The sequence below is a fragment of the Lysinibacillus sp. OF-1 genome (genome assembly GCF_028356935.1).
Classification (GTDB): domain Bacteria; phylum Bacillota; class Bacilli; order Bacillales_A; family Planococcaceae; genus Lysinibacillus; species Lysinibacillus fusiformis_D.
The window spans coordinates 2,403,084-2,415,548 of the sequence record NZ_CP102798.1; the positions used below are offsets into that span (position 1 = coordinate 2,403,084).

At 37.2% G+C, this 12,465-nt stretch carries 12 protein-coding genes; 6 read left to right on the top strand and 6 right to left on the bottom strand.

Annotation, left to right across the window (positions count from 1 at the left end; all coding sequences use genetic code 11):
• Positions 1 to 208 precede the first annotated feature (208 nt).
• Together NV349_RS11645 and NV349_RS11650 are read right to left on the bottom strand one after the other, a co-directional pair.
• Positions 209 to 3,394 carry a winged helix-turn-helix domain-containing protein gene (locus tag NV349_RS11645; RefSeq protein ID WP_271909958.1) on the bottom strand — a complete coding sequence of 1,062 codons (3,186 nt, stop codon included), beginning with the start codon at positions 3,392 to 3,394 and terminating at the stop codon, positions 209 to 211.
• A 162-nt stretch (positions 3,395 to 3,556) separates the two neighbouring features.
• The gene (locus tag NV349_RS11650) at positions 3,557 to 4,537 is read right to left on the bottom strand and encodes a diaminopimelate dehydrogenase (protein ID WP_036117665.1); all 981 of its coding nucleotides are present in this window, start codon (positions 4,535 to 4,537) and stop codon (positions 3,557 to 3,559) included.
• Between the two features lie 283 nt (positions 4,538 to 4,820).
• On the opposite strand from NV349_RS11650, the gene NV349_RS11655 reads away from it, so the two are divergent.
• The gene (locus tag NV349_RS11655) at positions 4,821 to 5,138 is read left to right on the top strand and encodes a hypothetical protein (RefSeq protein WP_058843528.1); all 318 of its coding nucleotides are present in this window, start codon (positions 4,821 to 4,823) and stop codon (positions 5,136 to 5,138) included.
• A gap of 80 nt (positions 5,139 to 5,218) precedes the next feature.
• Here the strand turns inward: NV349_RS11655 and yeiL are convergent, their stop codons facing one another.
• Positions 5,219 to 5,881 (bottom strand): transcriptional regulator YeiL, encoded by a 663-nt coding sequence (gene yeiL / locus NV349_RS11660; RefSeq protein ID WP_036117659.1) that lies wholly within the window; start codon positions 5,879 to 5,881, stop codon positions 5,219 to 5,221.
• Between the two features lie 97 nt (positions 5,882 to 5,978).
• On the opposite strand from yeiL, the gene NV349_RS11665 reads away from it, so the two are divergent.
• From NV349_RS11665 to NV349_RS11680, 4 genes are all read left to right on the top strand, one after another.
• On the top strand, positions 5,979 to 7,130 hold the full coding sequence (locus NV349_RS11665) for an MFS transporter (RefSeq protein WP_058843527.1): 1,152 nt from the start codon (positions 5,979 to 5,981) through the stop codon (positions 7,128 to 7,130).
• A 325-nt stretch (positions 7,131 to 7,455) separates the two neighbouring features.
• Positions 7,456 to 7,836, top strand: coding sequence for a DUF7668 domain-containing protein (locus NV349_RS11670; protein WP_036117654.1), 381 nt, complete (start codon positions 7,456 to 7,458; stop codon positions 7,834 to 7,836).
• 24 nt (positions 7,837 to 7,860) lie between these two features.
• Positions 7,861 to 8,169, top strand: coding sequence for a hypothetical protein (locus NV349_RS11675; RefSeq protein WP_036117651.1), 309 nt, complete (start codon positions 7,861 to 7,863; stop codon positions 8,167 to 8,169).
• A 367-nt stretch (positions 8,170 to 8,536) separates the two neighbouring features.
• Positions 8,537 to 9,046, top strand: coding sequence for a DinB family protein (locus NV349_RS11680; protein WP_058843526.1), 510 nt, complete (start codon positions 8,537 to 8,539; stop codon positions 9,044 to 9,046).
• 208 nt (positions 9,047 to 9,254) lie between these two features.
• Here the strand turns inward: NV349_RS11680 and NV349_RS11685 are convergent, their stop codons facing one another.
• Both NV349_RS11685 and NV349_RS11690 read right to left on the bottom strand, forming a co-directional pair.
• A complete protein-coding gene (locus NV349_RS11685) occupies positions 9,255 to 9,542 on the bottom strand; it encodes a hypothetical protein (protein WP_271909961.1) in 288 nt (95 codons plus the stop codon).
• Between the two features lie 156 nt (positions 9,543 to 9,698).
• Positions 9,699 to 10,226, bottom strand: a complete 528-nt coding sequence (locus tag NV349_RS11690; RefSeq protein WP_271909963.1) for a GrpB family protein — start codon at positions 10,224 to 10,226, stop codon at positions 9,699 to 9,701.
• Positions 10,227 to 10,602: 376 nt separating this feature from the next.
• Between NV349_RS11690 and NV349_RS11695 the strand changes: the two genes are divergently transcribed.
• Positions 10,603 to 11,073, top strand: a complete 471-nt coding sequence (locus tag NV349_RS11695; protein ID WP_036117640.1) for a DUF2975 domain-containing protein — start codon at positions 10,603 to 10,605, stop codon at positions 11,071 to 11,073.
• Positions 11,074 to 11,275: 202 nt separating this feature from the next.
• On the opposite strand, the gene NV349_RS11700 is transcribed toward NV349_RS11695, so the two are convergent.
• On the bottom strand, positions 11,276 to 12,460 hold the full coding sequence (locus NV349_RS11700) for an oxalate decarboxylase family bicupin (protein WP_058843522.1): 1,185 nt from the start codon (positions 12,458 to 12,460) through the stop codon (positions 11,276 to 11,278).
• Positions 12,461 to 12,465: the final 5 nt, after the last annotated feature.

Genomic DNA, 12,465 nt, shown 5'->3' on the forward strand with positions numbered 1-12,465 from the left:
TCTCTCCTTCTACACGATTCAACCATTCACTCATCTTGTTCAATCTGCAAATTGTGGCCAGCCTTTTATTTGTCTGACAAAATGGCATTTAAATATGTTGCTTTTTTTAACTTGTTCATATAGTTCATTTCTACTTATGAGTGGCTCTCCCTACACTACAAAGTAGTACCACCCGAATAAGATTCCCTCATTTAAACGACGGCACTAGCTATCCCATAATTAAATCATAGACAGCCATGGTCGACTCCATAGGGGTTGTATTTAATTCGCTCTGTAACTGCTGTACACATTTTTCGTACCATTTGTATGCTAGAGAACGGTTTTGGAGTTGGTAGTAGCTGTACATAAGCAGGCGATAGCCCTCCTCCCATAGTGCATCCTCTCCAATTATTTTCTCTGCATAGTGGATGGCTTTTTTATATTGCTGCTGCCTTGTGGCATTTTGTGCCAAACGTTCTAGAACTTCTATATATAAAAATTGTAGCTTTTCGCGATCTTGAGTAAGCCAGTCGATTTGCTTTTTTTCTGCATATAAGGCGTCTGGATAACTCGCTTCCGCTAACAGTAGCCATTCATCGGACAACTGTGGATCAAATTCCTCCATTCCTAGGTTGTAATAATAGTGAAATCGTTCCACGTCAATTTGGAGAAAGGCAATATTTTGCAACTGATACATATTATTCTTACGTTGAATAAAAAAGCTCTCCTGCCTTGCATGTCGTTGTGGCTCCAACACTTTTAATAATGTATTTAAGACCACTTTAAAATCCCGATCTAAAGACTCGACAGTGCGGTCTGGCCATAATGCCTGCGCTATTTCTTCCTTTGGTGTAAAACGATTGCGATGACAATATAGATACACGAACAATTCCTTCGATTTATCACGTTGCCATTCTTTATCTTCGAGCTTTCTTTGTGCTCGAATTAAACTTAAACTCCCAAAAAGATTGATTTGTATTGCATCATGCGGATAATTGATACTGTCCTCCACTTGAAAATAGCTTCGTAATGCAAGAATGGCTGCATGTTCCACACCTCCTGTTTGGCTAAAATGCAATAGCTCATAGAAAATCATTCGATCACTTGGACCAAGTATCATTTTCCTTTGTAAAAAATAGTCATAGCCATTTGCCAAACATAATTGCGCAAACTGTTGAAAATACGGATGAAATTGGTCTCTATTATTTTCTTGAAACGCGATAACGGATTGATAGAATAGAACATGCATCAAGCCATTGCGATCTCCGCATTCCTGAAATAGTTGTTGTGCCTTCCTTACTAATTGCTTCGCTCGTTCTGTTTCTTGCTGGGAGAGAATGATTTTCACTTCCGCTAAAAGAATGAGGCCTGTCATCCAAGCATCTTGTACTTGCTCGGTTTCTCGTAAGCCCAATGCCAAGTATTTCTTAGCCGCTACTATATCTCCTAAATAATGTTTAGCAATCGCTAGCCCCATATAAGGTTCGGCCTTAACTCGAGAAATATTAATGGCATTCAATAAAGTCAACGCTTTTTCATAGGCTTGACATGCCCCTTGATAATCTGGGAAATCCATTAATAGTAGCGCATGTGCTTTTCTGATATAACCAACCGCCTCTATAAAAATAGACTTCTCTCTTAACCCCCTGCGTATCCCATGCTGGGCTGCATACCAAGCTTCCTTTCCTTGTCCTAACAATGCATAGACAAATGCTGCTAGTAGTTCACTTTCACGATGGGTTGCCACAAGCTGAGGTGGCAATTCAAGGCGCTGTGCTAATAATTCCTTCGCCTCTCGTAATTGCCCAGTCCGTAGTAAAACTCGGACATCCACATTCGCTCGTTGCATGACATCCGCTGGCAATGCCACGTCCTCCATAAATAACTGTGCACCCTTGGCCTTCCCTAAGTTCACTAAGTTTTCAGCATATTGCCGTTGAAGTTCTAATAATTCCTCTTTTAGTAAGGGGGTATATTTGGCAAGCTCTAATGCTTTTTCTAAATAAGGCTCTGCTAATGCAGGCTGTATAGTGTCTAAGTAAATATGTGCCAAACCTGCTTGAGATTTTGTCATAAATAGGTGATCCTGCTGCTGCTGTGCGATCATTGCACACTTGTCGTAGGATTGTTTCGCCCTTTCATAATAAGCACGGTAGCGATGGCATTCGCCATCAAAATAATATAATCTATAAAATGTATCTTTTTCTTGTACAGTAAATCGATTGATTTTTTCTAATAACCATTCAAATTGTCCAGCACGTACTAATGGCTCTGCATGACGCTGTAATAGCTCTCCACAAAAATCATGGTCATTCGTTTTAAAGGCATGATAAAGCACAGCTTGAATATTATGCCGTTCCATATAATAGAATGCCGCTTGTTTATGAAGGTCCGTATAACAACTTGTATGCTGACGCCATTTCATTTCTAAAAACCGACTAAACAAAGCATGGAAGCGGTATAAACCATCTGTTGTCACTGGTTGGATAAATAAATGACGCTGTGATAAAGTATTCAACATTTGTGCCATTTCAAAGCCATAAAAATCTTCCAATAGCTCCGCTGAAAATGTAGGAAAAATAGCTAGTTTTAAAATGGTCTCTTGCTCCGTTGCAGTCATCCTACTATAAACCTCTTCTGACAAATAGGTGAAAAGATCATTCGGAGAAATCATTAGCCAATAATCTAAAGAAACATGATGCCATTGCTCTGCTAACAAGGAAAGACTGATGGCCCAGCCTTCTGTGATCTCCAATATCTTGGCCATTTCAGCATCGGATAAATGCACGTCTACATATTCTTCAAAAAAAACAGCAATTTCCTCAGTTGAAAAGGCCAGCTCGTCCTCGTTGATCACTAGCCACTTCTTTTGCAGCTTTAATTTTCTCATAATATCCCAATTCGGTAATGTTCTAGATGCGATAATAAAATGAATCGCTGGTGGAGCAAATTCAATAACTTTCTCCATAAAATAATTAATTGAAAAGACGTGATCCACTAAATGAAAATCATCAATGACAATTAGAAATGGCTCCTCTATGCTACATAGGCAATTGACAAAAAGCTTATACCAGCGATTCAGCTCCTCCATTTTAGGGAAGCGTGACAATTGATTCCACTCATCGAATGTAGGACCAAAATTCGGCACAGCTCGCTGTATGCTAAAAAAAAGATGTCTTAAAAAGGGTAATAAATTATCATCTTCTTCGGAAATACTATACCAAGAAAATTTATTCGCTTCGTTCGAGAGAAATTGTGTGAGGATGGTCGTTTTACCATACCCTGCACCACTATGAATAAATGTACAAGTATGGTGATGGCTCTTCTTTAATGTCTTCATAAGTGCGGCTCTATTGATACAATGAGTGGATGGACTTGGTGCCATACATTTTGATTGAATAATAATATCTGTCATGTTAACGATAACCTCCAAATTTGTGTAAGGTTACAATAGCTCCATTTTTTCACAAAAATTCAGATTATTAAATTATTGACAGTTTACCATATTTTATCGAATGAATGGCAAAAATAAAAAACCCGATAATCAAATGAATGATAATCGGGTGATTTTCTATGATTATAGTAATTCTTTACGTAATTCAGCAGCTGATTTTGGTGAAAGCAGACTGAATGGAATATCAAATACTGTTTTCGCTCCTTTATCACCAGCTTGACTTAGACGATGCGCAGCACGTGCATAAGCCACTAATATACTAGATGTGAAGTTTGGATTACTTTCAAGTTTTAATGAGAATTCGAGAATTTGTTTATCGTTTGCTCCACTGTCACCACTGCGAATGACAAAACCACCATGTGGCATACCTGTGTGGTTTGCTGTAAATTCATCTTCAGAGATGAAGTTAACTGTTGTGTTATATTCATCGAAATAGTTAGGCATTGTGACAATTTCTTGTTCCACTTTTGCAGCATCTGCACCGTCTTCTAACACAACCCAACATTCACGTGCATGTTTTTCACGTGTTGTTAATTCAGGGTTTTCACCATTACGTACACGTTCTACAGCTTCTTTAATTGGCAATGTGTATTGAACAGCATTTTTAACACCTTCGATACGACGTACTGCATCTGAGTGACCTTGACTTAAACCATCGCCCCAGAATGTATATGTTGTACCAACTGGTAATACGGATTCTCCTAGTAGACGATTTAAGGAGAATAAACCTGGATCCCATCCAACTGAGATAACAGACACTTTACCAGATTTTTGTGCCGCTGCGTCTACAGCATCGAAAAATTCAGGAATTTTCGCATGTGTATCGAAGCTATCAATTGTATTAAACCATTGTGCAAAATGTGGTCCTTGTTCTGGTAAATCTGTTGCAGAGCCACCACATAAAATCATGACATCAATGTCGTTTTGGAATTTTTCGGCGTCATCTACTAAATATACGCTCGCATTGCTTGCTACGTTTACTGTTGAAGGATCACGACGTGTGAACACCGCTACTACTTCCATATCTGGATTTTGTGAAATAGCATACTCCACACCACGTCCTAAATTTCCATATCCTACAATACCTACTCGAATTGCACTCATTAAAATTCCTCCTAACGATTTCGTGACTTTGTGAAAACTTTCACGTTAAATCTAATTACAATAATACTTTGTGTTAGAAAAATTCACAATAGTTTGAGTATGAGTTTTTCAAAAAGAATTTATATCAGTTTTCTATGGTTTTTATCCAAAAACGGTATGAATGCGGTTACAAATTACTAAATATTCCATGAATCTTAAAGTTATTGTAAAAGCCTTGTAAATAACGGCTATTTTTCCAACCAGTCTTGTACAATAAATGTAACGACAAAAGGGGGCATGTTGAATGAAAAGTACTGGTTACTCATCAAGCACGGCATTGGCACAAGGAGAACTACTTGCATTCCATATGACAGAAAATAATACGGCGAACAAGCACCTTGAAGCGAAACAAACTGTTCGTAAACCACATGAAAGTCTTTTACCAAACAATCCTTTATGTATCGGTGTTTTACCTTTTGACGTTATGGAAAACACGCTAGACATCACCATCCAAAAAAATAAGGTGCATGAGGTAGACTTCTACCATAGTGGTAAGGACATCGCTCGCTGGTTCATTAAAAAAAGTGAATACAACAAGCCAAACCCAGACTTCTTTATATGAAGTCTGACATGGTACTTCGTAAGCGTTCTGCTAACTTAATCGGGCGCTTCCTTCTAGCACGATCTCCTGCAAGTCCATCGCTATTGTATCTCCTGAGCCAACTGTGCAAGACGCTTTTCATCAATAATATGGTAGCCTGTCTTACGTTTTTCTAATATCTTCTCTTCACAAAACTGTGCCAATACATATAATAAATGGCGATAAGAAACCCCTAAATACTCACAGATTTCCGTATGCTTTTCCTTATAGACACCTTGATCAGCAGATAATTGAATAAAGGCTGCTAAGCGATTCTCAAACGGATATGCTTGATTTTGTGTATATTTAGATGTCATGTTCGTGGCTTTTTCCCCTAGAAACACACAAAGTCTACGTAAAAACAAGGCATCCACAAGTAACTTTTCCTTACATGCCTGTGTAATGGAGTAACAAATTGTCTTGGTAACAGTTTGTATCCCCTTTGTATACCTCGCCTCATTAAGCAATTCAATTTCCCCCATAAAACGAGGAGCTTCCAAATATTCAATTAGTGAAACCTTGCCATTTTTATGCGTCATATAGAGCTTCGCCTTGCCTTCTATCATGTAATACAATGTATCTGGAAAGGAGCCTTCCTGAAAAATCCACTCTCCTTTGTCAAATTGACACACTTCCAGATAAGGATCGATAGCAAATGAGAAAAAATCATCTATCGGATATTTTTCAAGATATTGGGTACGTGCTTCAGCTGTTAGAATATGCATTTTTTACTCTCCCCTCTAAAAAATATGAGATATCTCACATTATTGTAGCGATGAACATGCTATTATTCAACTTAGTTAATGGAGGTACGGTAATTATATGAACAATCAACGATGGCTTTCTCAGAATTTCTTTACATTTTTCATCACCTGGGGCATTTTCTTACCCTACTGGACAGGTTGGCTTGTGGATGCAAAACATCTGACAGTATCGCAGGCAAGTGTTGTAATGGGCTGTGGGCTACTAGCTCGTGCCACGTCCAATCTTTTCTTCTTTCCAACCCTTGCAAAATATGTACACAATAAACGTCTTATTACGATTTTAGCAGTAGGTGCTCTACTAACTGCATTACTTTATATTCCAAGCACTGGCTTTATCGCATTATTAATCGTGACCATTTTATTTAGTGTCTTTTATCCAGCACTATTACCTGCTGTGGAAAGTAGTGCAGCAACGCTTGTCCAGCATGGCAATATTCACTACGGCAAAAGCCGTTCCTATGGTTCCTTCGGGTTTGTGATTGCTGTATTAATTATTAGTATGCTGACGGGCGTTTTCGGCAAAAACATTATCTTTTGGAGCATGATTATTGGGTTGATTGGCATGTTACTTATGCAGCAATTAGCCACTCCAAAGGAATTACTTGTTGTGCCAACAAAAGAACAACGTGCGAAATCATTATCGATGAAGACTTTATGGACTATCAAGGGCTTCCCGATTGTCTTATTTATCGTAATTTTATTACAGGGTGCACATGCCTCTTATTATAGCTATGGTTATATTTATTTAGAAGACTTACAGGTTGACCCATTCTATATGGGCATGATTATTAACATCGCAGTAATTTGCGAAATCCTATACTTTATGAAGGCCGATACATTATTGATGAAGTGGCGTTCATCGTCATTATTGCTCTTAGCAGCAAGCGGCTCTTCCCTGCGCTGGTTACTTATCTTTATGTTCCCGAATGTCTGGGTATTTATTGCTTCACAAACCTTGCATGCATTATCCTTTGCACTAGCACATTTCGCTTTTATCCGCTACTTAACGAAAGCTCTACCAAAGGAACAAATTCCAAATGCACAAGGTCTCTATTCCGCATTAGCCATGGGCTTAAGTACAGCAATCCTTACGTTTTTAGGGGGATATTTATACGAAATATCTCCTGGCCTGTCCTTTGCAGCCATGCTTATTTGTACAGTGCCTGCCATCGCTATTTTGCTGCTGACGCGCAAAAAATATCAATATTAACAAAAAGCAGGTGAGAATAAATATAGAACTTAATTATCATGTATTTTATTAAAATATCACACATTATAGTGGGTAAAAAAAGGATAGATGAACAGGAATTATACCTGTTTACATCTATCCTTTTTGGACAACATAGAACCCATTTACTACTACAACATCTACCACAATACTACAATAAATAATCATTGGCTTCTTCCATGATCGCGCCAGATTGTGGAAGATCGTTATTGAACTAAAGCACTCCGTTAGTTTAAGTGAATTTTCTCACAAATTTATGATATTATACAGTTGAATAGAAAGACAAATTAGAATTTGGAGGTTCACTATGAAAAATGAAGATAAACAATATGCTTTAACTGTTATTACTAATATATTAAAAGTAATGCACAATAAAGAATATGAAAACATTTTAAATTATGTGGATGAATGTGAAGTGGATGATATTGGTGAGTTATTCTATTATGTTCAAGAAACATTAAACTTAAATGGATTTGATTCATTTGATGAATATGGCGCTCCATGTAATTTCCACCCAAAATACGAATATTCACAAATCAACTTCTATGAATTCAATGATAATAGTGGATTTGCTGTTGATTATGCTTTAACTTCAAATTCAAAATTGGCAGATATGTGTTTACAAATGGAGTTTTTATATACGGATGACGGATTAAAAAGTGTTTTTATCACAGTTGACCCACAGTAAAACAATATATTAAAAGGAGAACATATGGAAATATACAATATTAATTTGAATATTCATTATTCTGCTCCACAAGAAGTTTGGGATAAGTTGGAGCGTTTATATAGAGAAATGCCTAACTGGAACAACTTTGTAAACGGCTGTCCACAGTGGTATGGTTCAGATGATAAATTAATAGAAGTAAGTATTGAATCAAGTGGATTACAATTCTATGCTAAGTTACCATCAGAAGAATGGGATGAATGGATTACAATATTTAAGAATAGAGCTACAAAATTATTGGGATATGAAGTTGGCGAACCAGAAGACGGTTTTGAATTTCACTATTATGATTAACCCCACAAATTCCAAGTTGTCCATAAGCTTAATTTGAAAATACATATGACACTTCGGTGTTTTTTTATATCATCTCCAATTCTTCCAGTCACACCTAATGGCTATTCAACTAAATGCATCGTTAGCTTAAGTACATTGTTTCACAAACTCAAATCAAGATTAACATAAAGCCCCATTTTTAATTCAATTAAATGGCCCTATTAATGAAAAAGGCACAATTCCTTTTCAAGAATTGCGCCCGATTATTTAATATGTCTTCGAAATAGCGGTAATGAAAATAAATAAATATTATATAAAGGAAATATCCGCTTGAAAGTAGAATATTACCCTACAACCATAATTAACTATTCCGATGAGGAGGATTCATGTGCGTCCACGACCATTATTTATTGAAAATCCAGAGCATGATAGGTATGTTAGTCTTGTGCCAGATGGAGATATTGAAGAAATACTTAATAAGCAACAAGCTAAGACCCTTACCCTCTTAGGCAGCGTATCAGAGGAGTTAGCAAGTAAGACGTACGCACCAGGGAAATGGACTTTAAAAGAAGTGATTGGGCATATGACCGACTCGGAACGTGTGATGTCGTATCGAATACTTGCCATTGCACGAAATGAAATTGCACCACTCCCAGCAATGGATCAGGATCAATACGTTTCTGCGGCAAACTTCAACAAATTATCTTGGGAACAGTTACTAGCTGGTTTAGACACCGTACGCTCCAACACATTAAGCCTGATTTCAACTATTGATGAAGCTGCGTGGGTTCGTAAAGGAACTGTAATGAACAGTCCAGTTTCAGTAGGAACCATTGTATATGGCATTGTCGGGCACGAGTTACACCATATGAAAGTGATTAGCGATAAATACTTATAAATCTCTTTCTATTATTGAAAAAAACTAATTTTTCACTTCATACTGAGAAATTAGGTTTTCTCATAGTGAACCTTACTTAGCGTTATAAATCCGCATTTTCCTAACGTTATCCCTATTTATACATTATAATTTCTTATTCAATTATATGTCCCTATAATGATCGAGCACTGATCCTTATTACAGAACCACGCCCGATGGTGGAAGAACTTTATCTACTATATGAAGTCCAAATTCTATACATTTTTTTACCGTCTACCTCCATCTCATCTCTATGCATTGTAACATATACATTCATGTATTCCGCCCATTGTGGTATTAGTTCCGTTAAACAATCAATGACCTTTATATCAGGAGTTGCATAACCGATATTTTCTTTTCTCAAAAAGCCATTGGAGAAATCCTGATATAATGAGTCCGTCCATTCATAAACTTCAAACTGAGAATCAAAAATCCGCTCATCTTCTTGATATTGTCCGTTTACCCAGTATATTTCCATAACAATGCCCCCCTAATTAAATGCAGCGTTCCATAACACTTTGTCCTATAAAGACACTTTCCTAGTTTTCCATGAAAGCGCCCGATTGCTGAATAGCAAGACGGTGATTTGTCTTTTGCCTGTTAAAGTAAAGCATACTGTTAGCTTAACAAGAAATTATTTCCTTTTCTCATAGATTCCTTTTACGAATTGTTCCTTATAATCTGTGTATTCATTGATCCCACCATTTTTCTCTTCTACAAATTTCATTTTCAGTTCTCTGTACTCTTCCCTTGCTGTTTCGTTTGAATTTAAGTAGTTCCTAAAAAAGATTAAATTTTTCCAGAGTTCTTTGTTGTATTCTACTAAGTGAATAAAGTGTGTCTTTTCCTCATAATGATCATCATTAAACTTCGCAAGCACAATTTCATTAGGGCGTTCCACTTTGAGCTTTAAAAAACCAGCTTCCCTTAGCCCTTGAAATATCGATTTATCAACATTTTCAATATTATCAACACCAACGACTAAATCCAATATTGGTTTGGCAACGATATTCTTTATGGCTGTGCTACCAATGTGTTCAATTCTATTCTCTTGAATCGGCGTTGCATTTAAAATATCCTGTTTCACCCTAAAAAACTCTTTTTTCCACTCATCACAATGTGCTTCTAACCTTACCTCATCTCGTTTTAACCCTAATCTCATTTAGTCACCTCATTTTCAATATAGTTAACTAATTCGTTCGATGATTTCTTTATCCTTCTTAAACTCAACTGCAGTGTTAGTTTAAATACACTACTTCACAAGCTAAACTGAATTCTAATGTAATTTTGCCGAATTTCTTTACCATTTTAATCGCCCTTTAGATGATGAAAGACGCATTCCCAACTTTAACAATTGCGCCCTATTGTTCAGTTACTTCATCATAAAACTTACCATAACGGAAGTACGATTCCCACATGATTTTTAAATAATCATTTGAATAACAACAATAATATAATAAAAAACGAAATAAATATATTGATAAACGATAATAAATAGACTAATATCATATTATCATTAAATCGGTGAGGTGCTTCAAATGAATGTTAAACTAAGTTCAACTTTTTTCTTAAAGATCATTGCTTTTCTTATTGGAATTGCGGTACTTGCTGTGTGTATCTATTGGTTACCTCAAGCAGCTTTACGAGATGCCAAAGTGCGTCCAGGAGATTACTCGATATATCCATTGTTAATATGTGCCTATGGAGTATGCATTACGTTTTCTGTTGCATTGTATCAAGCCTATAAACTATTGAGTTATATCAATATAAACAATGCTTTTTCTGAGCTATCCCTTAATTCCTTACAGATTATAAAAAAATGCGCTTTGACAATTATTTTCTTCATTTTGTTTTTAATAGTTTACTTAAGGGTTTCTGCTATGTTCACGGGTGAAGACGCAGCAGGTCCGATAGCACTTGGTCTAATAGGGATTTTAGTAACAGCTATCATCGCTGCCATTATAGACGTACTTCAAAAACCCATAAAAAATATCCTAGAAAATATGTAGGTGTTTCATAATAACCATTTTTATAAAACTCCCTTCGTTGTTGTAGTAATAAATGAGGTCTACTAAATAAAAAAGTACACCACTACTATATAAGTGATGTACCAACTATCCTATAATGTGTGACATTAAAGATAAGTTACTGTTTTAAAATAAAAACATGCGTTCACTTATCTTTAATTTTACAAAGTATTCACCTGCATTCTTATTTTGGATAATACGAAAAACCAGGGTACTTCACCACTGGCCATTTTTCCTTTCTAAGAGCCTGTAGCAACTCAGGGCCAACCTGCAAATTACTTTGCACCAATTCTGTTGGCGTTAAGGCCATCCATTGATTCAAAGATACATCCTGGAATCGGTCACTTTTAAACATTTCTAAAAACCATAATGGCTCTGTGCCAGTATTTTCAACGTAATGCCCCGTCGCAAACGGCACATACCCAACATCACCTGCACGATAATCAAATGTTCGTGCTGTTCCATTCCCTGTGAAAACAGTCATTCGCCCTTTTCCTTGTAGATAATATTGCCATTCATCGTTGTTCGGATGCCAATGTAATTCGCGCATCGCCCCAGGCTCAATTTCTACCAGTGCCGCTGCGATATTTTGAGAAATCGGAAAATTAGTTGAATCCACAATACGCACACTGCCACCTGGTGTTTTCAGTGGTGGCTGTGCTAATAAGCGATGCTTAAAAGTTTGTGGAACCTGCCCATAAGGAGACTCCACTTTTTGTGAATTGATGGGACCAGGAACCTGATCCTGATAAATATACACTTGCTCATTCGGAATATGATCAAAAGCACTAATTGGAACCCCAAAATTGGCAGATAGCACATCCTTCGGGGTATGCGCAAACCAATCTGAAATCGACAATGTATTCAGATCTGAGAAATTGCCATCATCAAACACTAATAAAAATTCACAGCCATCCTCTAACCCCTGAATTGAATGAGGAATGCCAGGTGGAAAATACCATAAATCACCTGGTCCTACATCGGCAATAAAATTACAGCCATTTTGATCGACTGCCGTAATCCGAGCATGACCGAGTAGCATATAAGACCACTCCGCCTGCTGATGCCAATGCAGTTCGCGCACGCCTCCCGGTGTCAAGCTCATATTTACACCCGCCAATGTCGTAGCAATCGGTAATTCACGAACCGTAATTTCCCGTGACCACCCACCTTGATTTAATGTCATATGCGTGTCTGAAAACGAGAATCGTAGGTTAGGGATCAAACCCGCATCTGTCGTTGGTGGCACCAGCATATCCGGATTTTCTAAATCCCTCATAATATCGCGTGGCCCCTTATCCACCCCTCCAGCTCCATCATTCCGAATAGGCTGAGGCACTTGAAAATAACCCGGCGGCAAATTGTCCAATCGTT